18 protein-coding genes are annotated in these 21,863 nt (G+C 55.6%); 7 read left to right on the top strand and 11 right to left on the bottom strand.

The genetic code is table 11. From position 1 onward, the window contains the following. Nucleotide 1 precedes the first annotated feature (1 nt). Nucleotides 2-1,333, bottom strand: coding sequence for an SrfA family protein (locus FD428_RS10955; RefSeq protein WP_114847894.1), 1,332 nt, complete (start codon nucleotides 1,331-1,333; stop codon nucleotides 2-4). Between the two features lie 282 nt (nucleotides 1,334-1,615). Between FD428_RS10955 and FD428_RS10960 the strand changes: the two genes are divergently transcribed. After that, nucleotides 1,616-3,214 (top strand): ABC transporter substrate-binding protein, encoded by a 1,599-nt coding sequence (locus tag FD428_RS10960; protein WP_024130321.1) that lies wholly within the window; start codon nucleotides 1,616-1,618, stop codon nucleotides 3,212-3,214. A gap of 17 nt (nucleotides 3,215-3,231) precedes the next feature. After that, nucleotides 3,232-3,465, top strand: a complete 234-nt coding sequence (locus FD428_RS10965; protein ID WP_012132361.1) for a YdcY family protein — start codon at nucleotides 3,232-3,234, stop codon at nucleotides 3,463-3,465. Nucleotides 3,466-3,547: 82 nt separating this feature from the next. On the opposite strand, the gene FD428_RS10970 is transcribed toward FD428_RS10965, so the two are convergent. Both FD428_RS10970 and mddA read right to left on the bottom strand, forming a co-directional pair. After that, the gene (locus FD428_RS10970) at nucleotides 3,548-3,997 is read right to left on the bottom strand and encodes a DMT family transporter (RefSeq protein ID WP_104868649.1); all 450 of its coding nucleotides are present in this window, start codon (nucleotides 3,995-3,997) and stop codon (nucleotides 3,548-3,550) included. Then, entirely contained in the window at nucleotides 3,994-4,512 is a 519-nt protein-coding gene (gene mddA / locus FD428_RS10975) for an L-methionine sulfoximine/L-methionine sulfone acetyltransferase (RefSeq protein ID WP_114847895.1), read from the bottom strand. Before mddA ends, FD428_RS10970 begins: the two co-directional genes overlap by 4 nt. Before the next feature lie 37 nt (nucleotides 4,513-4,549). On the opposite strand from mddA, the gene FD428_RS10980 reads away from it, so the two are divergent. Further along, nucleotides 4,550-5,125, top strand: a complete 576-nt coding sequence (locus FD428_RS10980; RefSeq protein ID WP_012132365.1) for a helix-turn-helix domain-containing protein — start codon at nucleotides 4,550-4,552, stop codon at nucleotides 5,123-5,125. A 48-nt stretch (nucleotides 5,126-5,173) separates the two neighbouring features. Then, nucleotides 5,174-6,211, top strand: coding sequence for an NADP-dependent oxidoreductase (locus FD428_RS10985; protein WP_114847896.1), 1,038 nt, complete (start codon nucleotides 5,174-5,176; stop codon nucleotides 6,209-6,211). A 75-nt stretch (nucleotides 6,212-6,286) separates the two neighbouring features. Here FD428_RS10985 and pqqU read toward each other — a convergent pair whose 3' ends face one another. Continuing rightward, entirely contained in the window at nucleotides 6,287-8,410 is a 2,124-nt protein-coding gene (pqqU, locus tag FD428_RS10990) for a TonB-dependent receptor PqqU (protein WP_012132367.1), read from the bottom strand. 265 nt (nucleotides 8,411-8,675) lie between these two features. Between pqqU and FD428_RS10995 the strand changes: the two genes are divergently transcribed. Further along, nucleotides 8,676-9,737, top strand: a complete 1,062-nt coding sequence (locus FD428_RS10995; protein ID WP_024130323.1) for a YncE family protein — start codon at nucleotides 8,676-8,678, stop codon at nucleotides 9,735-9,737. 104 nt (nucleotides 9,738-9,841) lie between these two features. Here FD428_RS10995 and ansP read toward each other — a convergent pair whose 3' ends face one another. Continuing rightward, on the bottom strand, nucleotides 9,842-11,341 hold the full coding sequence (gene ansP / locus FD428_RS11000) for an L-asparagine permease (protein ID WP_024130324.1): 1,500 nt from the start codon (nucleotides 11,339-11,341) through the stop codon (nucleotides 9,842-9,844). Between the two features lie 296 nt (nucleotides 11,342-11,637). Here ansP and FD428_RS11005 point away from each other — a divergent pair, with 296 nt between their 5' ends. Continuing rightward, complete coding sequence (locus tag FD428_RS11005; RefSeq protein WP_049009879.1) at nucleotides 11,638-12,255, top strand: glutathione S-transferase family protein; 618 nt, start codon at nucleotides 11,638-11,640, stop codon at nucleotides 12,253-12,255. Between the two features lie 23 nt (nucleotides 12,256-12,278). Here the strand turns inward: FD428_RS11005 and FD428_RS11010 are convergent, their stop codons facing one another. Further along, nucleotides 12,279-13,328, bottom strand: coding sequence for a GGDEF domain-containing protein (locus FD428_RS11010; protein ID WP_168190573.1), 1,050 nt, complete (start codon nucleotides 13,326-13,328; stop codon nucleotides 12,279-12,281). A gap of 107 nt (nucleotides 13,329-13,435) precedes the next feature. Then, nucleotides 13,436-14,005, bottom strand: a complete 570-nt coding sequence (locus FD428_RS11015) for a flavin reductase family protein (protein ID WP_049009885.1) — start codon at nucleotides 14,003-14,005, stop codon at nucleotides 13,436-13,438. Nucleotides 14,006-14,239: 234 nt separating this feature from the next. On the opposite strand from FD428_RS11015, the gene nhoA reads away from it, so the two are divergent. Further along, nucleotides 14,240-15,085 (top strand): N-hydroxyarylamine O-acetyltransferase, encoded by an 846-nt coding sequence (gene nhoA / locus FD428_RS11020; RefSeq protein ID WP_114847898.1) that lies wholly within the window; start codon nucleotides 14,240-14,242, stop codon nucleotides 15,083-15,085. Nucleotides 15,086-15,179: 94 nt separating this feature from the next. Here nhoA and narI read toward each other — a convergent pair whose 3' ends face one another. The 4 genes from narI to FD428_RS11040 are packed head-to-tail and all read right to left on the bottom strand — an operon-like array spanning nucleotide 15,180 to nucleotide 21,833. Next, complete coding sequence (narI, locus tag FD428_RS11025) at nucleotides 15,180-15,860, bottom strand: respiratory nitrate reductase subunit gamma (RefSeq protein WP_012132374.1); 681 nt, start codon at nucleotides 15,858-15,860, stop codon at nucleotides 15,180-15,182. Next, the gene (gene narW / locus FD428_RS11030; protein WP_012132375.1) at nucleotides 15,857-16,552 is read right to left on the bottom strand and encodes a nitrate reductase molybdenum cofactor assembly chaperone; all 696 of its coding nucleotides are present in this window, start codon (nucleotides 16,550-16,552) and stop codon (nucleotides 15,857-15,859) included. The genes narI and narW overlap by 4 nt, the downstream gene beginning before the upstream one ends. After that, nucleotides 16,552-18,096 carry a nitrate reductase subunit beta gene (narH, locus tag FD428_RS11035; protein ID WP_012132376.1) on the bottom strand — a complete coding sequence of 515 codons (1,545 nt, stop codon included), beginning with the start codon at nucleotides 18,094-18,096 and terminating at the stop codon, nucleotides 16,552-16,554. Before narH ends, narW begins: the two co-directional genes overlap by 1 nt. Continuing rightward, nucleotides 18,093-21,833: a nitrate reductase subunit alpha gene (locus FD428_RS11040; protein WP_114847899.1), complete on the bottom strand. Its 3,741-nt coding sequence runs from the start codon at nucleotides 21,831-21,833 to the stop codon at nucleotides 18,093-18,095. The genes narH and FD428_RS11040 overlap by 4 nt, the downstream gene beginning before the upstream one ends. Between the last annotated feature and the right edge of the window lie 30 nt (nucleotides 21,834-21,863).

Here is a 21,863-nt window from a genome sequence, read left to right on the forward strand (position 1 = left end):
ATCAGGCACCTATCTTTTTGATCGTCAACGGGACTTCCGCATGGGCGTCATAACGCGCTGAGCAAGCCGCAACGTCATTCGTGCTGGCTTTACAGGTGATTTCCGGCATCGGGTAGCGCGAACCATCGGTGCAACGTGCGTGACCACGGCTCTTGATCATCAGCTCTCCGGTCTGATGCAGGCCGGAGAAAATGTCCGCCCGGCAGACGATGTTGTCGCCGTGTACCACCCGGGCGGTGCCTTTGTTGTTCTGGATCTGGTAACGCAGCGAAGGCGCTTTTCCGCTGACCGGATCTTTAACGTCAATCAGTACGCGCCAGTTTCCATTCAAAAAGCGCGTGACTCCCGCTTTCATCTGACCGGCATCCATCACCAGCGCATCTTTGGGGATGGCGGCGATCACCACCGGTTCATCTGCGGGCTTCGCTTTTTTCACCGGCGGAATCACTTCCGCCTGATGCAGCGGCAGTTGGGCAATCATCTTCGGCAACGGTTTACTGTCTACTTTCGCGGCGACAACCGGCGTACTGACCGTCGTGGCTTCGGCGACGGGGGCAGACGGTTTCCACAACAGCGGCGCCGCAACGGCAGCGACAATCACGGCGGCAACCGGCAGGCTCCATAGCGGCAGACGTGAAGAGGGCTTCACGGGAGCGGTCGGAGATGGCGAAGGCGCCTGCGGTTCGCTGACAACAACAGGGGCGACCGGTTCAGGTTCGGGTTCCTGGGGGCGTTCAATCATCACCGGCGTCAGTAATGGCTCATCGGAACGGGCAAACGTCACCTCTGGCAACGGCTCATCTTCCACCTCCTGCTCGGGTTCAGCGGCAGGCGGCAGGACGGGCGGAACATCAATGGCGCGCAGGCAGTCAAGTACGTCCTCACGGGTGTTTTCATTAAGATTCACAAACCCCCAGAAGGTGATGACCGGTTTGCCATCAACCAGAAAAACGTGGTTTTCCCCAGGGAACTGAACCGCTTTTTCCAGCAGGGAACCGAACAGCTGCAACGAAGTTTTCCCGGATTGCAGACTTTTGCGGCTCAGCGCCGCCGCGTTTTCCAGCGTGCTGCTCAGGTAGCGCAGCGCCCGAAATCGCGCCTCTTCCTCTGCGGCCTTCCATGCGATGGCTTTTCCCTCGACCGGGGAATACCAGTCGACGCGATCGCCGCTGTCATTAATTTGCGGGATCGCCAGACAATCCACCATTGCCTGCTGTTTACGCAGACGAAGCGTTTCACGAATTTGCAATGCGGAATCAAATACGGCCTGACCGCCGCCGCCCACGGCCTGATAGTCGTCCAGATTGCCGCTACGTAAGAGAGTTTTTGCCACGTTGTTGTCCCTTAGACTTCTTCACGCATCTACTTTACGGATTACAAAGACAAGCAAACGGCGGAAGAGAGGCAAAAAGGGGCTAATTTTCATGGCATAGCGCCGGGGGAAAAATCTTGACGTTTTCAAAAAGACTTAAGGGAAATTATTTCACGCCGCAGGACGCATTCATCAGCGAAAAATACCAGAACGGAATAACCTGAGAGTGATTCGTTATTTGTCAGCTTTTGTAAGCTATGCTCATATGACTCTCTTTATAATCAAATGAAAAGGCTTATAACGATGTCCACAGGGAAAACGTTGCTCGCGCTGGCGCTCAGCGCACTTTTACCGGCAGGGGCGGCATTTGCGGCCAATACCGATACCATCATCTACTGTTCTGAAGCCTCACCCGAATCGTTTAACCCGCAAATCGCCAGTTCCGGCCCGTCATTCGTGGCCAGTTCGCAGGTGCTGTACAACCGACTGATCAATTTCGATCCGGTAAAAAATACGCCGGTGCCGTCGCTGGCGACCGACTGGACGATTTCCCCGGACGGGAAAACATACACGTTTACGTTGCGTCAGGGCGTGAAGTTCAACAGCAATAAATTCTTTAAACCGACGCGCGATTTTAATGCCGATGACGTTATTTTCTCGGTGCTGCGCCAGAAGGATGCGGATCATCCGTACCATAATGTGTCGCAGGGCAGCTACGAATACTTCAATGATGTCGGCCTCGATAAGTTGATTAAAGAGGTGAAAAAGGTCGACGATTATCACGTCCAGTTTGTGCTGAACGAACCCAATGCGGCATTCCTCGCTGACTGGGGCATGGATTTCGCCTCCATTCTCTCCGCAGAATATGCCGATGCGATGCTGAAAAAAGGCACACCGGAAAACGTCGATAACTGGCCTGTCGGCACTGGCCCTTACGTACTGCAACACTACAAGCAGGATTCACAGATTCGCTACCTGGCGAACCCGAACTACTGGGATGGCGAAGTGCCGACCAGACATCTTATTTTCTCGATTACGCCTAACGCCCAGACGCGCCTGGCAAAACTGCAAACCAACGAGTGCCAGATTATTCCGGCGCCATCCCCCGTACAGTTTGACGAGATTAAAAAGAATAACGCGTTAACGCTGCATTCGGTCGATGCGCTGAACGTCGGCTATCTGGCCTTTAATACCGAGAAAAAACCGTTTGATAACGTACTGGTGCGCCAGGCGTTAAATTACGCCACTGATAAAAAAGCCATTATCAACGCGGTGTTCCTCGGTTCCGGTACGGTGGCGAAATCGCCCATCCCGCCAAATATGATGGGCTTTAATAACAACCTGAAGGATTACGACTACGATCCGCAAAAAGCCAAAGATTTGCTGAAGCAGGCGGGGCTGGAGAAGGGGTTTGAGGCAACGCTCTGGTCGATGCCGGTGCAACGCCCTTATAACCCCAATTCCCGGCGCATTGCGGAGATGATCCAGAGCGACTGGGCAAAAGTCGGCGTGACGGCGAAAATCGTCTCTTACGAATGGGGAGAGTATCTGTCCGGGATGCGTAAAGGCGAGCACGATACCGCGCTGTTCGGCTGGATGTCTGACAATGGCGATCCAGATAACTTTGCCGATGTGCTGCTGGGCTGCAACAGCATAAAAACCGGCTCAAATGCCGCGCGCTGGTGCGATAAAGGGTATGATGATCTCGTCCAGAAAGCGAAACGGGTGAGCAAGCCGGAAGAACGTGCGCAGCTCTACCAGCAGGCGCAGGATATTTTCTATCAGCAAGCGCCGTGGATCGCGCTGGCAAACGGCAAAACGTTCTACGCCACACGCAGCAACGTAACCGGATACAGCGTAAGCCTGATGGGCAGTGATTTTTCAAAAGCTAAATTGAATTGATGGTTTAAGGAGAGTTTATGTCGCACCTGGAAGAGGTCACTGCGCGCGTAGATGCCGCTATCGAAGAGAGCGTCATTACCCATATGAACGAACTGCTGATCGCGCTGAGCGATGACGCCGAACTGAGCCGGGAAGATCGTTACACCCAGCAACAGCGGCTACGGACGGCGATTGCGCATCACGGTCGTCAGTACAAGGAAGATATGGAAGCGCGTCGCGAACAGCTTACCAAAGGTGGTAGCATTCTCTGACGTTGATAAGCACGGCCTGTGAGGGATGTACAGGCCGGATAAGGCGTTTACGCCGCGACGCCGCCATCCGGCGAAGCGGCAGTTAAAACTGGCGTCTGGCGACCAGCCACGCGCCGATCACCAACAACACCGCGCCGCAAACCGGGCCTGCCAGCGCACGTAACGGCACGCCATGACTTCTCAAAATGTCCAATACCAGGCCGCCAATAAGCTGGCTGGCGACCAGAACCGCGATAGTCGTCGCCGCGCCAACGTACTGATACCCGCTAATACTGGCGAAAACAAAAAACGATCCGAGCAAGCCGGGAATCAACGTCCACCAGCGCACGCTGGAAACCAGCTCGCTAAACCCCGCCGCGCCTTGTTTAAACCACAAAATGCTGACAAACAGGACAATCCCGACCAGCGAATTCAGCAGCATGGCGATGAGAATCGTTGATGAGTTCTGTGTAATGCGCACCATAAGCGTGTTTTGCACAACCAGCCCAATACCGGCGGCAATCAGAAAGGCGAGGGTCAGCGTCTGGTTCATCCGCGCGCATCCGGGTCGCGGCGATCGTCAAGCTGAAGCTGCATAAACGTCAGATCCAGCCAGCGGCCGAATTTGGTGCCAACCTGCGGCATTTGGGCGGTAATGCTGAACCCCAGCGTTTCGTGCAGATGCAGCGATGCCTGATTTTGCGACTCGATTCCGGCGACCATCACATGCTTGCCGCATGTGCGCGCTTCCTCGATCAGACGGCTGAGAAGCGCCCGCCCGAGGCCTTTTCCCTGATGATCCGGGTGGACATATACGGAATGTTCAACCGTATGGCGGAAACCGTCAAAGTTACGCCAGTCGCCAAAGGAGGCGTACCCGGTGACGACGCCATTCTCTTCACTGACCAGAACCGGATAGCCTGATAGCTGACGCGCATCAAACCATGCGATGCGGTTATCCACATCGACCGTTTGATCGTTCCAGATTGCCGCCGTGTGCAATACCGCGTGATTGTAGATTTCGGCGATGGCGGCGCAGTCTTCTTTGCCAGCAAATCGAATAGACATGTTGAACCTCAGTTGTTGTTCACTATAGTATTACGATATGAATACTATCGAAGACAGCATAAATCAACGGATCAGTGCAAGAATTCGCATTGAGCGTGAATCGCGGGGCTGGTCGCTGACGGAGCTTGCCGAGCGGGCAGGCGTATCGCGCGCCATGATCCACAAAATCGAACGCGGAGAGAGCAGCCCGACGGCCACGCTGCTGGGGCGGCTTTCCGGGGCGTTTGGCATCAGCATGTCAACGCTGATCGCGCGGGCAGAAATGCAGGAGGGCAAGCTGCTGCGTTTTGCCGATCAACCCGTCTGGCACGACCCGCAGACGCACTACCTGCGTCGCCACGTTTCACCGCGCAGCGACCTGCCCATCGATCTCGTACAAATCTCGCTTCCAGCGGGGAGTGACGTACCGATGCCTGCGGCATCCTACGCGCTGGCAAGACAGCTTATCTGGCTACAGCAGGGTGAACTGGTCTTTGTCGAAGGCGGGGTTCGCCATGAGATGAAAGCGGGCGACTGCCTGGAGCTGGGGCCGCCAAACGACTGCCGTTTTATCAATGAGACGCAGGAAACATGCGTTTACCTGGTTGTGCGCTTAAACCACGCGGGTAATTAATGTTCGGCTACTATTGAGGGATTCATGCCACAAGCAGAGGAGAACATAATGGGCCAACAAGCATACCGTAATCGTCGTTGGGTTCTGGCTTCGCGTCCGCATGGCGCGCCGGTTGAGAGCAACTTCCGCATGGAAGAGGACGACGTGGCGACGCCCGGTGAAGGGCAAGTGCTGTTACGTACAATTTTCCTGTCCCTCGATCCCTACATGCGCGGAAGAATGAGCGACGAACCGTCCTACTCACAGCCAGTGGAGATCGACGGCGTGATGGTTGGCGGAACGGTCAGCCGGGTCGTGGAGTCCAGTCACCCTGATTACCGTCCGGGAGAATGGGTATTAAGTTACAGCGGCTGGCAGGATTATGATATTTCCGACGGGAAAGGGCTGGTGAAACTCGGTGACAACCCTGAGCATCCGTCATGGGCGCTGGGCGTGCTGGGGATGCCGGGCTTTACCGCCTATATGGGACTGCTGGATATCGGCCAGCCCAAAGCAGGGGAAACGCTGGTCGTTGCGGCCGCCACCGGGCCGGTCGGCGCAACCGTCGGGCAAATCGGCAAACTGAAGGGCTGTCATGTGGTGGGTGTCGCAGGCGGCGCAGAAAAATGCCGCTACGCGACCGAGATTCTCGGTTTTGACATATGCCTCGATCACCACGCGGCGGATTTTGCGGAACAACTGGCGAAAGCCTGCCCGCAGGGAATTGATGTGTATTATGAAAATGTCGGCGGCAAGGTGTTTGATGCGGTTCTGCCGCTGTTGAATACTTCGGCACGTATCCCGTTGTGTGGTCTGGTGAGCGGATATAACGCCACAAAACTCCCCGACGGACCTGACCGGCTGCCACTATTAATGGCGACGCTGTTAAAAAAACGCATCCACCTGCAAGGGTTTATTATTGGTCAGGACTACGGGCACCGGATTCATGAGTTTCAGCAGGAGATGGGGCGCTGGGTCAAAGAAGGGAAGATCCACTACCGCGAACAGATCACCGACGGACTGGAAAAAGCGCCGGGGGCGTTTATCGGTCTGCTGACCGGGAAGAACTTCGGCAAGGTCGTGATTCGCCTGGCGGATGATGCCTGAGAATTGACGCTGCATGACATTAAAAAATAGCGGGGCGATTCCCCGCTATTTTTTTAGCTTTTTTAGCTCTGGCGCTTACTCAAAACGCCATGCCAGATTGACGCCAACGCCGTAGTTTCTCCCCGGCGCCGGTTCGTAATAGCGTCCGTTTGATTCGTTGACGATCACCGAACCGACATACTCTTTATCAAACAGGTTATCGACCCGGCCAAACACATCGACCGTTAAGTTGCTGTAGTTAAACTTATACCCGGTGTTCAGGCCAACCACGGTATACGAGGGCGCTTTTGCCGTGTTGTGATCGTCTGCCATAATGTCCCCCATATAGCGGGCATCGGTGCCGGCATACCAGCCTTCATCCGGTACATATCCCAACGAGGCGAACCCCATATTACGCGCAATGCCCGGCATGCGGTTACCGTTGCAATCGCCACTTTTGCAGACGTTGCTGCGGTAGGTCGCATCCAGCCAGGTCCAGGAGGCGTTTACCCGCCAGTTACCGGCGAAACGCTGATCCCACGATAATTCCGCGCCCTGGCGGCGGGTTTTACCGGCGTTTTTATATGTGGTGCGCCCGCCGCCGCTGGTGGCGACGACAATTTCATCATCCGTATCCGTCTGGAAGAGCGCCGCCGTCAGTAAACCATCGCCAATACGCGTTTTACTGCCAATTTCCACCGTGTCATTGGTGGCGGGTTTCAGGCCGAAGTTCAGGCCGCTTTGTCCGTCCGGGCGATAGGAGAGTTCATTGATGGTCGGCGTTTCAAAACCGCGCCCTGCGGCCAGATAAACGTTCCACGCATCGGTGAACGCATACTTGAGCGCCCCGGCAGGGAGCCATTGATGGTAGCTGGCCTCGCCGCTGTCATCTCTGTTTCCAGGCGTAACGTAATGATCGTTAGAGTCAAACCAGACTGAGCTGTACCGTACGCCAGCATCAAGCGAAAGTTTTTCGGTCAGTTGCCACTGCGTTTGCAGGTAGGGATCGGCGTTCCACATCAGGTTGCGCTCATTACGACGCAAATCGCCTTTCACGCCAAACTGCGGCACGCCGTTATTCAGGCGGTAGTTCTCGTATCCCTTGCGATTTTCGCTCATATTTTCATAGTTCAGGCCGGTGGTGAACGTCACAGGTACGCCCAGCTCGCCCCGGTGCGTCCAGCGGGTGTCGATACCCTGATAATGACGCTGAAGCACGATTACGCCGCCTGCATGCGCGGGGTTATCCCGCTGCGGCGCCATCGGTATGGACTGGTATTGTGTGGTTTCACGTTCACCGGCATACATCATCACGCTCAGATCGTCGTGTTCGCTGAGCTGACGCTCATAGCGCAGGCCTGCCTGAGTCTGCTTGATGGTTTTTCGCGTGTTGAACTGTTCGGCGCGCGGCGACTGCTGCGGGTTGGCTTTCCATTCGGATTCGGTCAGGCCGCCGGGGTCGTTCGCGTGAATGTCTACGCTATTGAAAATCAGGCTTAACTTACTGGCATCGTCCAGACGCACCCCCAGTTTTGCGTTAGCCAGATTCTTTTGCGCGCTGCTGCGATCGCGAAAACCGTGGGTGGTGAATCGGGTCGTGGAGACGGTGTAATCCACGTCACCCGCCTGCGTTCCGTCACCCATCGCCCCCGTAGCTTTCATGCCATAGCGCCAGCTCCCGAAACTGCCGTAATAGCTGCTGGCTTCAATCGTCGGCGGCTGGCGTCCGGTTTCCGTCGTCACGTTCATCACGCCGCCGGAAGAGTTGCCGTACAGCGCGGAGAAGGGGCCGCGCAGCACTTCCACATTCTGGACGCTGCTCAGATCGATATTGGACGTCTGCCCTTGTCCGTCCGGCATGGTGGCAGGGATGCCATCAACATACAGACGAATACCGCGAATGCCGTATGCAGAGCGGGAGCCAAATCCGCGAATTGACAACTGTAAATCCTGCGCATAGTTCTGACGGTTTTGCACCTGCAAACCTGGCACGCCGTTTAAGGATTCAGACAGGTTAATACGCGGCGTCGCCAGTCGCATATCTTCCCCTTCAACCACGGTGACGGCGGCGGGCGTGTCCAGTTCAGACACCGTTTGCGGCGTCGCGCTAACAATCATCGTTTGTTCATCTTCAGCCGTGGCCGCCTGGCTCACCGGCGAGAAAACGAAAGGGAATAAAAGGGCGGGAAATGCGGCCTGACGAGCGGTAATGATCTTCATGAAAAAAAACCAATCACGAGTAAACGTGCCAAATGAAATTTAATGAATACTTTAATTACTTTGTAAATATATGAAAAATTTAATAGCACGATGCGTTAATGGAACATGAAAAAATTAAAGAAATTGTAGACTGCCTGCAAAGAAACGCTCCACTTTGCACTAAATAATGATTACTATTCGCATCTACGTACAGCGAGTGGGACACGGATTCACTCGCCGAAGCCATGTGAAGCAGCTACAAACGTGTTTATCAAAGGGAGTCGTCATGCATTTACGTCATCTGTTTTCGCCGCGCCTGCGTGGTTCTTTACTGTTAGGTTCACTGCTGGTCGCGTCTTCATTTAGCACGCAGGCGGCAGAAGAAATGCTGCGTAAAGCCGTCGGCAAGGGCGCTTATGAAATGGCCTATAGCCAGCAGGAAAATGCGCTGTGGCTGGCTACTTCGCAAAGCCGCAAAACGGACAAAGGTGGGGTAGTTTATCGCCTCGACCCGGTTACCCTTGAGGTGACGCAGGCCATCCATAACGATCTCAAACCGTTTGGCGCGACCATCAACAACGCGACGCAAACGCTGTGGTTTGGTAACACCGTAAACAGCGCGCTGACGGCAATCGATGCCAAAACAGGTGATGTAAAAGGGCGTCTGGTGCTGGATGAGCGCAAGCGTTCCGAAGATGTCCGTCCGCTGCAACCACGCGAACTGGTCAGCGATGATGCGACTAACACCGTATATATCAGCGGCATTGGTAAAGAGAGCGTGATTTGGGTGGTTGACGGTGAAAAAATCGCCCTGAAAACGACCATCCAGAATACCGGTAAAATGAGCACGGGTCTGGCCATTGACAGTCAAGCGAAGCGTCTTTACACCACTAACGCAGACGGCGAGTTCATCACCATCGATACTGCGGACAACAAGATCCTGAGCCGCAAGACATTGCTGGATGACGGGAAAGAGCACTTCTTTATCAACCTGAGCCTCGACACCGCAGGCCATCGCGCTTTTATCACCGACTCCAAAGCGGCTGAAGTTCTGGTGGTGGATACCCGTAATGGCAATGTGCTGGCAAAAGTAGCCGCGCCGGAATCACTGGCCGTGCTGTTCAACCCGACCCGCAACGAAGCCTATGTGACGCACCGCCAGGCCGGTAAAGTGAGCGTGATTGACGCGAAAAGCTATAAGGTCGTGAAAACTTACGACACGCCGACATTCCCGAATAGCCTGGCGCTGTCTGCGGACGGGCAAACGCTGTTCGTGAGCGTGAAGCAGAAATCAACCCGTGAGCAGGAAGCCACTCAGCCAGATGATGTTATCCGCATCGCGCTGTAACGGTTAAATAACGCTGTAAGCATTAAGTAAAAAGGAGGGGCTTGCCCCTCCTTTTTACTGCGTAACAACATCCCGATAAACGTCACGCCACCGGGCTGCCAGTGTTAACTCGCCGTCTCTTCTCGTAATACCATGTCCTGCTTACTCTCTTCCTGCGGCACAACCGGCGCGGTGCGGTGAATTTCCGCCACGCGGTTGCGCACGCCAAACCAGCCAGCGACCAGCAGAATGGCAATCAGCGGAAGTGAAGCGATGGTATAGGTGCCGTTAGGGTAATCAAACGCCATCAGCACCAGAACGCTCAGCAGGAACAGCAGGGTGAGCCAGGAGGTAAACGGCGCGCCCGGTAACTTAAAGCTGACGTCTGCCGCTTTGCCTTCTTTAATCGCCTTACGCAAACGCATCTGGCACACCACGATGAAGCCCCAGGAGGCGATAATACCCAGCGATGCGAAGTTAAGGACAATTTCGAAAACCTGAGAAGGCACCAGATAGTTGAGCAACACCCCGATGACATACACGCCCAGCGTCGCCAGAATGCCGGCGTACGGCACCTGTTGACGGCTCATTTTCGCCATAAATTTCGGCGCGGAACCGCCCATCGACATCGAACGTAAAATACGGCCGGTGCAGTACAGGCCTGAATTCAGACTGGAGAGGGCCGCCGTCAGCACCACAATGTTCATAATGCTGCCGATGTAAGGCACGCCCAGTTTTGAGAAGAAGGTCACGAAGGGGCTCTGACCGGCCTGATACGCGTTCCACGGCAGCAGCAACACCAACAGGACAACGGAACCGACATAGAACAGACCAATACGCCAGATCACGCTGTTGATCGCTTTTGGCACCATCGTTTGCGGATCTTTGCACTCTCCGGCCGCCGTACCAACAAGCTCAATCGACGCGAAGGCGAAGACAACGCCCTGAACCAGCACCAGAGCAGGCAACAGGCCATGCGGGAAGAACCCGCCGTTATCGGTGATCAGATGGAAGCCTGTTGTGTTGCCATCCAGCGGTTTACCGCTTCCTAAAAAGATTGTGCCGACAACCAGAAACAGGACAATCGCCAGCACTTTTACCAGCGCGAACCAGAACTCCATCTCGGCGAACCACTTCACGCCAATCATGTTCATTGTGCCCACAATCGCCAGCGCGCCCAGGGCAAACACCCATTGCGGAACGTCACCGAATGCGCCCCAGTAGTGCATATACAGCGCCACTGCGGTGATATCGACGATCCCGGTCATCGCCCAGTTGATGAAGTACATCCAGCCTGCGACGTATGCCGCTTTCTCGCCTAAAAATTCACGGGCGTAGGAGACGAAGCTGCCGCTGGAAGGGCGATGCAAAACCAGCTCGCCGAGCGCGCGAAGAATAAAGAATGAGAAAATACCGCATACCAGATAAACCAGCGCCAGGGCAGGGCCAGCCATTTGTAGTCGTGCGCCAGCCCCTAAAAACAATCCGGTGCCAATTGCGCCGCCAATGGCAATCATTTGTACCTGTCGGTTGCCCATCGCCTTGTGATAACCCTCTTCATGGGCGTTCAACCAGCGTCGTTTCGCGGCATGTTGTTCAAGCGCGTTTGTATTGTGTGTTTTCATTGTGTTACCTGTTGACCTGTCGGACAGAAGAGATACTTTTTGTGCCGCACCTTTTGCTAACCAAACGATTGCCTGGCTAACGCTGAAACGGTTTTTCCCATCATTCTGTGGTAGGGATAAAACCATCGGCGGAGCATCCTACCTGCAATTGTTAAACGACGCAAAACATACCCGGAAACGCAGCGTTAAGACGTCGTGCTTTTACGTGTGGTCAGCTCAGCCGCGCTGTGGTCACGATTCAGCCAGCAGCACGGTGAATCAACTACACTTAGCGTTTTACACGTTGTGGAGGCCGCATGATCAAAGTTTATGGCGTACCCGGCTGGGGCTCGGCAATTAGCGAAGTCATGCTGACTCTGGCGGAGATTCCGTATCAATTTATCGATGTGAAGGGGTTTGATGCCGAGGGGCCGCAGCGGGATCTGCTCCAGAAGCTCAACCCGCTGTGCCAGATTCCAACGCTGGCGCTGGAAAACGGAGAAATCATGACGGAGAGCGCCGCCATTGCGCTGATGATCCTCGATCGCCGTCCCGATCTCGCGCCGCCGGTCGGACACGCCGAGCGTCAGCAGTTTCAGCGTTTGTTAATCTGGCTGGTAGCGAACGTTTATCCCACATTCACATATGCTGATTACCCTGAACGCTGGGTGCAAAATGCCCCGGAGCAGTTGAAGAAAAGCTGCCTTGAATACCGTAAGGCGCTGTATATGTGGCTCAACGATCGGCTGATAGCGGAACCCTACGCCTTTGGCGGACAGCTAACGCTGCTGGACTGTTATCTGTGCGTGATGCGCACCTGGGGGCCGGGCCATGACTGGTTTCAGGACAACGCCCCGAACATTAGCGCGATTGCCGATGCGGTCTGCCAGCATCCACCGCTCCAGACGGTGCTGAAAAATAACGACATTATTTAGCACGGCGGCGCCGATGATGGCCGTCAGCGCCCCCAACGATTCCGTCCGGCCTCTTTGGCCCGGTACAGCGCGGCATCGGCATCCGCGATCGTCTGTTCAGCGGTTTTTCCTTTCTCTGAGCAGGCGATACCCTGACTTACCGTGACAGTGTCACTTATCGTTGACGCCGGGTGGGGGATCGCCGCCGCTTCCAGCGCTTTTTGTATTCTCGCCGCCACGCGCTCTGCGTCTTGCAACGTCGCGTCAAACAAAATAACAGCGAACTCTTCGCCGCCATAGCGGGCGACCACATCTTCCGGGCTACGCACCGACTGAGCGAATATATCCGCGACCTGACTCAGGCAGGCATCGCCGGCCGGGTGCCCGTAGGCGTCGTTATAGCGTTTAAAAAAATCGACATCGAGCATGATCAGCGCAAACGCATTTTGCTGTGCCGTTGCGCTATGCAGCAGTTTTTCCATTGCGCGCCGGTTTGCCGTACCGGTGAGCGGGTCGCGATGCGCAAGGTTATCCAGGCGCGAAATAAGCAGGTTGTTGTGTTGGTTCTGTCGCCAGGCTTCATCAAACCAGCGAATCAGCATAAAACGGCCGCCCAGCAAAATAAGCGAGAAAATGCCCCAGATCACCGCGAAATGAATATTCACTTTCTGATTCAAAACAACGCTGGCGACGGGGACGGTCAGCCATAGCGGGAGCAGAAAAGCGAGTACGCTCGGCGTATGAAAATAAAGTGCGATCACGGCGCTGAGTAATAACACCGCACAGAGAGGATAGGCGAACGTTAATTGCCAGTGGCTGATGAAATAATAACTGCACCAGGACCAGAACAGGCTAAGGGTGATTAATAATCCCTGCGTCAGCCAGGATTGCCGCCGGGAGGTCATCAACAGCAGGGCACAGACCAGCATAATGCCGATAACAGCGTCATCAATAGTGCGGACAATACGCATCTCTGCCAGATAGCGCGCGTGGGTATCGTGGAATAACGCGTCACGAAAAAAGATCATCAGCGCAAAACTGATATTCACAAAAGCAAACCACGGCAGGCTGAGAGCCATTCCTCGTCTCACCATATCCTCGCGAGTGGTCCAGATGGTATGTTTCGCTTTTCTGTTATCCTGAGCCATAGCGTTATCTGAAGAGTGGATGATAAACGGGGATGCCGGAGGGCATTTCGCCTTCAGCCCGCGGTAATTTTTTTGCCCGAGGTAACGAAGGTTCCCGCGCCTAAATGATGCAGAGTATTCAGTTTATCGTCATCAAACTGCCAGCGGCCTTCAATAAAAACACGTTCATCCGCCGCCGCCGAAACCACTTCGCCAAAAAGCGTGTCATATTTTTCCTGTGCCGACGTTGCGGGCAGCAGTCGGCATTCCATCCAGGCGAGGCATTTCTCTTCGATCATGGGTAAACCGAGCACCGGGCCTTTTACCACCGGGATGCCATAGCAGTTGAATTTATCTTCTTCGCGGCCAGAGACGCTGCCTACCGCATACGTCCAGTTCGTTGCCGCTACGCCGGGAATCACAATGCCAAACATACCGCTGCGTTCTATAAGCTCGCGCGACCAGGTAGTTTTATCCAGCACAATGGCAAGACGGGGAGGCTCAAACTCGACGGGCATAGACCACGCCGCCGCCATAACATTCCGCCGCTCCGTGCGATCGTCCCGGCTGGTGATCAGAACCGTCGGGCCGTGATTTAACAGACGGCTGGCATGATGTAGCTCTACAGGACGAAAACGACTCATAGGTATGCCTCGTTCAGGGGGATTATCGTCTTATCGTAACGACACTATTGAAAATAGTGGCTAAAAGATACATGTGCAACGCACGTTATTGTACGTAATACCGCCAAAAATCAATCATACTCCAGGTTGAGAACCGCATCCGTGACATATTACGTCAGGCGGCAGGGTAACAGATTGCCGCCATCAGCGTAGAATCAGCTTTTTTGCGTGAACCCCTACAGACAGGAATGCCTTATGACGTCTTTTTTGACCGCCTATTTTGCCCGCATAAATTGGTCGGGCGCTGCCGAAGCTAATCTTGACACTTTACGAGCGCTGCATTTGCAGCATAACAGCACCATTCCGTTTGAAAATCTGGATGTCTTACTGCCGCGCGAAATTCAGCTCGACGATTTGTCGCTGGAAGAAAAATTGCTGACCGCCCGTCGCGGCGGCTATTGCTTCGAACAAAATGGGCTGTTTGAACGTGCTTTACGGGAGACAGGCTTTACCGTGCGCAGCCTGCTGGGGCGCGTCGTACTAACAAACCCGACCAGCTTGCCGCCACGCACGCACCGGCTGTTACTGGTCGAACTGCAAGGCGAACCGTGGATTGCAGACGTCGGATTTGGCGGGCAGACATTGACCGCGCCCATCCGTTTGCAGGCAGAATGTGAACAACAGACGCCGCATGGCAAATACCGTTTGCGACAAGAGGGGAATAACTGGATTTTGCAGTTCCGCCATCACGATCACTGGCAGTCGATGTATTGCTTCGATCTGGGAGTTCAGCAGCAGAGCGATTACGTGATGGGCAACTTCTGGTCAGCGCACTGGCCGCAGTCGCATTTTCGCCATCACCTGTTGATGTGCCGCCATTTACCGGATGGCGGTAAACTGACGTTGACCAATTTCCATTTCACCCATTATCAGGAAGGCCATGCGATAGAACAGCGTAATGTGCCGGATGTGGCGTCGCTTTACGCGCTATTGCAGGAGCAGTTTGGGCTGGGGATCGATGATGCGAAGCACGGGTTTACCGAGGCGGAATTAGCGGCCGTCATGGCGGCGTTTGATACCCACCCGGAGGCAGGGAAATAACGTTTTGCGCCGGATGGCGGCTTACGCCTGATCCGGCCTACAGGGAGTATTTTGTAGGCCCGGTAAGCGTCGCGCCACCGGGCATGGGGTCAGGTCAGCGACGTGAGCGGACAATCTGGTAGCGGCGAGTGAAATACTCAAACGGCGCGCTCCAGACATGCACCAGACGCGTGAACGGGAAAATCAGGAAGATGGTCATTCCCAACACCAGATGCGCGCGGAAAATTGGCGCCACGCCGTCCAGATGCGCCGAAGCACCGCCCTGGAACGTCACAACCGCCTGCGCCCAACCGACCAGTTTCAGCATCTCGCTTCCGTCCGGGTGTTGCGCGGAGAACGGTATTGTTGTCAGCCCGAGGATGCACTGGATCAGCAGGATACAGAGGATCAAAATATCCGCCGTGGATGAGCTGGCGCGCACGCGCTGATTAAACAGGCGCCGAATCAGCAGACCAGCGCCGCCGACCAGCGTCAGCACACCGCAGACTCCGCCAAGAATCATCGCCATTTGCTGTTTCACCGCAATGGGCAGAAACCAGGCGTACATCCAGTGGGGCGTTAGCATACCGAACAGATGGCCGAAGAAGATCCCCAGGATGCCGATATGGAACAGGTTTGACCATAGCACCATGCCGCGTTTGTCCAGCATCTGGCTGGACGAGGCGCGCCAGGTGTACTGTCCGTAGTCATAGCGCAACCAACTGCCGAGAATAAACACCGTGCCGCAGAGGTAGGGGTAGATGTCGTAAAAAAAGACGTTCAGGTACTGTATCATTTCGGGCCTCCCGCGCTGACGTCGACATACTGTGGCGCCACGTCCTGGCTAAAGCGTCGTTGATAGTGTTGTAACGGAGAACTGTCACAGGCGGTGGCGTTATCTTCGATAAACTTCACCTGTTCCTCTTCCCAGACGGCATCCAGCGCCTGACGGGTATCGTCACGCGCCTCGCCGCCGATTTGCTGCGTGACGCTGTCACTTGAAAGTGGACTGCCCGCCAGCGACAGCAGGGCGTCAAACAGCTGATACCACGGCGTTTCCCGTTGTTTTAAACGCCCGCCCAGCAGCGCGAGGATCGGCGCGATGTTCTGCAATCCCTCCCGCGCTTCTGCTTCCGGCAGCACGCTCAAATACTCCAGATAGAGCGGCAGATGGTCGGGTAACTCGCGGCAGTCAAGTTGCAGTCCCACCTTTTCATACTGGGCCAGCAGATCGACCATCGCCTGACCCCGATCGCGCGATTCCGCATGAACGTGTTCAAACAGCAACAGCGACGTCGCGCGCCCGCGATCAAAGACTTCGCACCACTGCGCCTGCTTATCCAGCAGCGGGGCGTTTAACAGCTCAGTGGTGAAGTCGGTGAGCATTGGCGCGTCATGGCGAATAAGCGCGATGGCGTCGTCACGGCACTCCCACAACAGCTCATCCGGGTACTCCATCAGCAAGCCGATAATCTTGAGGATCTGCATTATTCGCCCTCCGCCTTATCGCGTACTTCGGTGATGTTGATGGCGTCAATGCGGCTGCTGTTAAACAGGTTAAATTTGGTGTCGGAACCGTGGCAGCCATCGCCGAAGGTGAAGCCGCAGCCGTTACGCTCAGGGAAGGCGTCACGCGCCATTTCGCGGTGGCTGGTTGGGATCACGAAACGATCTTCGTAGTTGGCGATCGCCAGGTAGCGATACATCTCTTCCACCTGTTCCACACTTAAGCCGACTTCCTCAATAGCGCGGGTGTCCGTAACGCCTTCCACCGTCTGCGAACGCATATAGTGGCGCATCGCCATCATCCGTTTCAGGGCGCGCAGCACCGGGCCGGTATCGCCTGCGCTCAGCATATTGGCAAGGTACTGCACCGGAATACGCAGGCTTTCGATCGCCGGAAGCACACCTTCGGTTTGCGGCAGGCCGCCAGCATCGGCATAAGACTGAATTGGCGACAGCGGCGGCACGTACCAGACCATCGGCAGGGTGCGGTATTCCGGGTGTAACGGCAGCGCCAGCTTCCAGTCCATCGCCATTTTGTAGACCGGGGAACGCTGAGCGGCCTCAATCACGTTTTGCGGAATACCCTGTTTCAACGCTTCTTCAATCACCGCCGGATCGTTCGGGTCAAGGAACACGTCGCACTGGCGCTCATAGAGATCGGTTTCGTGTTCGGTGCTGGCCGCTTCTTCAATGCGGTCCGCGTCATACAGCAACACGCCGAGATAGCGAATACGGCCAACACAGGTTTCCGAGCAGACGGTCGGCTGACCGGATTCGATACGCGGATAACAGAAAATACATTTTTCTGATTTGCCGCTTTTCCAGTTGAAGTAGATTTTTTTGTACGGACAACCGCTGATGCACAGACGCCAGCCGCGACATTTGTCCTGGTCGATCAGCACAATGCCATCTTCTTCACGCTTATAAATCGCGCCGCTCGGGCAGGTCGCCACACAGCTTGGGTTCAGGCAGTGCTCGCACAGACGCGGCAGATACATCATGAAGGTGTTTTCGAACTGGCCGTACATCTCCTTTTGCATCTTCTCGAAGTTACGATCGCGGGCACGTTTTGAAAATTCGCCGCCGAGCAGTTCTTCCCAGTTTGGCCCCCAGACAATTTTGTCCATCCTTTTGCCGTCAATCAGCGAACGCGGGCGGGCGGTGGGCTGGTTTTTGCTCTCCGGCGCGCTGTGCAGATGCTGATAATCGTAGGTAAACGGTTCGTAGTAATCATCGATTTGCGGGATCACCGGGTTGGCGAAGATTTTGGTGATAACGCCCATCTTGCCGCCCAGACGCGGTCTTATCTTGCCGTTGACATCGCGAACCCAGCCGCCTTGCCACTCCTCCTGATCTTCCCAGTTTTTCGGATAGCCGATACCAGGTTTTGTCTCAACGTTGTTAAACCACGCGTACTCCATACCTTCACGCCCGGTCCAGACGTTTTTACAGGTGACGGAGCAGGTGTGGCAGCCGATGCACTTATCAAGGTTGAGAACCATGCCTACCTGTGAGCGTATTTTCATTTTTTCGCCTCCTGTACCTGATCCCGACCTTCATCATCCAGCCAGTTAATATTTTTCATTTTTCTAATCATGATGAACTCGTCGCGGTTCGATCCGACCGTACCGTAGTAGTTAAAGCTGTAGGCCAGCTGCGCATAGCCGCCGATCATATGGGTCGGTTTCGGGCAGACGCGCGTAACGGAGTTGTGGATCCCGCCGCGCATTCCCGTGACTTCAGAACCGGGGATATTCATGATGCGTTCCTGAGCGTGGTACATCATGGTCATACCCGGCGGCACGCGCTGGCTGACCACCGCACGCGCGGTGAGGGCGCCGTTGGCGTTGAAGGCCTCGATCCAGTCGTTATCCTCAATGCCCAGCTCACGGGCATCGGTTTCACTGATCCAGACAATCGGCCCGCCGCGCGACAGCGTCAGCATGAGCAGGTTTTCGCTATAGGTGGAGTGAATGCCCCATTTCTGGTGCGGCGTGAGGAAGTTCAGCGCTTTTTCCGGGAAACCGTTCGGCGGGATTTCGCGCATTTCGCTGACGCTACGGGTGTCAATCGGCGGACGGTAGGCCACCAGACTTTCCCCGAAGGCGCGCATCCAGGCGTGATCCTGATAGAGCTGCTGACGACCGGACAGCGTGCGCCACGGGATCAGCTCATGAACGTTGGTGTACCCGGCATTGTAAGAGACATGCTCGCTTTCAAGACCGGACCAGGTCGGGCTGGAGATAATTTTGCGCGGCTGGGCCTGAATATCCCGGAAGCGGATTTTCTCGTCTTCTTTGTTCAGCGCCAGATGAGTATGATCGCGCCCGGTCATCGCGCCCAGCGCCTCCCAGGCTTTGACCGCCACCTGGCCGTTGGTTTCCGGCGCCAGCGCAAGAATGACCTCAGAGGCGTCCAGCGCGGTGTCAATCAGCGGACGACCTTTCGCCGGGCCTTCGCGTTTGGTGTAATTGAGTTTACCGAGGAAATCGACTTCGTTTTCCGTATTCCAGGAAATGCCTTTCCCGCCGTTGCCCAGCGTATCCATCAACGGGCCGAGGGAGGTGAACCGTTCATACGTCGCCGGATAGTCGCGTTCCACCACCGCGATGTTCGGCGCGGTTTTACCGGGGATAAGATCGCATTCACCTTTGCGCCAGTCGAGAATATCAAACGGCTGCGCCAGCTCCGCCGGGGAGTCATGCTGTAGCGGTTGCAGCACCACATCGGTTTCTTTGCCAAGATGCCCCACGCAGACGTCGGAGAACACTTTGGCGATCCCTTTATAGATTTCCCAGTCGCTTTTCGATTCCCACGCCGGGTCAACGGCAGCAGACAGCGGATGAATAAACGGATGCATATCCGAGGTATTCATGTCGTCTTTTTCATACCAGGTGGCGGTCGGCAGCACAATATCCGAGAACAGGCAGGTGCTGGACATGCGGAAATCCAGCGTCACCAGCAGGTCGAGCTTGCCTTCAATGGCGGCCGTTTGCCACTCCACATCTTCCGGTTTGACGCCGTCACTGGACCCCAGCGCCTCTCCCTGAATGCCGCTTTCAGTGCCCAGCAGGTATTTGAGCATGTATTCATGCCCCTTGCCGGATGAACCCAGCAAATTCGAGCGCCAGACGAAGAGGTTGCGCGGGTGGTTTTTACCGCTGTCCGGCTGCTCGCAGGCAAAACGAATATCCCCCGACTTCAGCGCCTGTACGGTGTAATCGGCAGGGGATAATCCGGCCTGTTCCGCTTTGTTTTTCAGCGTGAGCGGGTTGAGATTGAGCTGAGGCGCGGAGGGCAGCCAGCCCATACGTTCAGCTCGCACGTTGAAATCAATTAAATGGCCGGTAAAGCGTGAGGAATCAGCCAGCGGCGACAGCAGTTCCTGCGCGGTCAGTTTTTCATAACGCCACTGGCTGGCGTGATTATAGAAAAACGACGTGCTGTTCATCTGACGCGGCGGGCGGTTCCAGTCCAGCGCAAACGCCAGCGGCAGCCAGCCGGTTTGCGGGCGTAACTTTTCCTGCCCCACGTAGTGCGCCCAGCCGCCGCCGCTTTGCCCCACGCAGCCGCAGAACACGAGGATGTTAATCATCCCGCGATAGTTCATATCCATGTGATACCAGTGGTTCACACCGGCGCCGAGGATGATCATGGAACGGCCATGCGTTTTATGCGCGGTATCGGCAAATTCCCGGGCGATCGTTTCGATGTGACGACGCGGTACGCCGGTAATCTGTTCGCCCCAGGCGGGAGTGTAGGCCTTAATTTCCGCGTAATCTTTGGCGCTGTGATCGTCATCCAGACCACGATCCAGGCCATAATTCGCCAGCACCAGGTCGTAGACGCTGACGACCGGGCAGAGGCTGCCATCGGCCAGGGTAAGACGCTTCACCGGCAACTGGCGCACCAGAACCGGTTCTTGCTTCACGCTGCGAAAATGCGGGTTCTCATTACCGCCAAAGTAAGGGAACGCCACGCCAGCGACATCATCATGCTGGCCCAGCAAGGAGAGGGTCAGTTCCGTTTCGTTGCCTGCCGCCAGCGGCTCAAGATTCCACTTGCCTTTCTCGCCCCAGCGAAAGCCGATGGAACCGTTTGGCACCACCAGTTCACCCGCGCGGTTATAAGCGACGGTTTTCCATTCCGGGTTATTGGTTTCACCCAGCCCGTCGACCAGATCGGACGCCCGCATCATGCGACCCGGCACATAGCTGCCGTCTTCGCGCGCTTCAAGCATGACCAGCATCGGCATGTCGGTATAGCGGCGACAGTAATTCAGGAAATAGTCGCTGGGGTTATCGAGATGAAACTCTTTGAGGATGACGTGGCCCATTGCCATCGCCAGCGCGCTGTCAGTACCTTGCTTCGGCGCCAGCCACTGGTCGCACAGCTTGGCGACTTCTGAGTAGTCCGGCGTAATGGCAATCGTCTTGGTGCCTTTGTAACGCACTTCTGTGAAGAAGTGCGCGTCCGGCGTGCGCGTTTGCGGCACGTTAGAGCCCCAGGCGATGATATAGCTGGAGTTGTACCAGTCTGCGGATTCCGGGACATCGGTTTGCTCGCCCCACGTCATCGGCGATGCGGGCGGCAGATCGCAGTACCAGTCATAGAAACTCAGGCAGGTTCCGCCGAGCAACGAGAGATAACGGGTTCCGGCGGCGTAGGAGACCATCGACATCGCCGGAATCGGCGAGAACCCGGCGACACGGTCAGGCCCATAGTTTTTGACGGTCCAGACGTTGGCCGCCGCGATCAGCTGATTAAGTTCTTTCCAGTTAGAACGAATAAACCCACCGCGTCCGCGCACCTGCTTGTAGCTTTGGCACTTTTGCGGATCGTTCATGATCGACTCCCACGCCAGCACCGGATCAGGCTGGCGGGAAAGGGCGTCACGCCACAGTTCAATCAGGCGTTTACGCACCAGCGGATACTTCAGGCGGTTAGCGCTATAGAGATACCAGGAATAACTGGCGCCGCGTGGGCAGCCGCGCGGTTCATGATTAGGCAGATCCGGGCGGGTTCGGGGGTAGTCCGTCTGCTGCGTTTCCCAGGTCACCAGACCATTTTTAACGTAGATTTTCCAGCTACAGGAGCCGGTGCAGTTCACGCCATGCGTGGAGCGCACGATTTTATCGAACTGCCAGCGCTGACGATAACTGTCCTCCCAGTCCCGGTTGGTGTGCATCACCTGCCCGTGACCGTCCGCAAAAGTGTCGCCTTTTTGCTTAAAATAGCGAAAGCGATCCAACAGTTTACTCATGACATTTCTCCTGCTCCATAATGTGTCAGG

Origin of the sequence: Citrobacter sp. TBCP-5362 (assembly GCF_005406305.1) — a bacterium.
Taxonomy (GTDB): domain Bacteria; phylum Pseudomonadota; class Gammaproteobacteria; order Enterobacterales; family Enterobacteriaceae; genus Citrobacter_B; species Citrobacter_B koseri.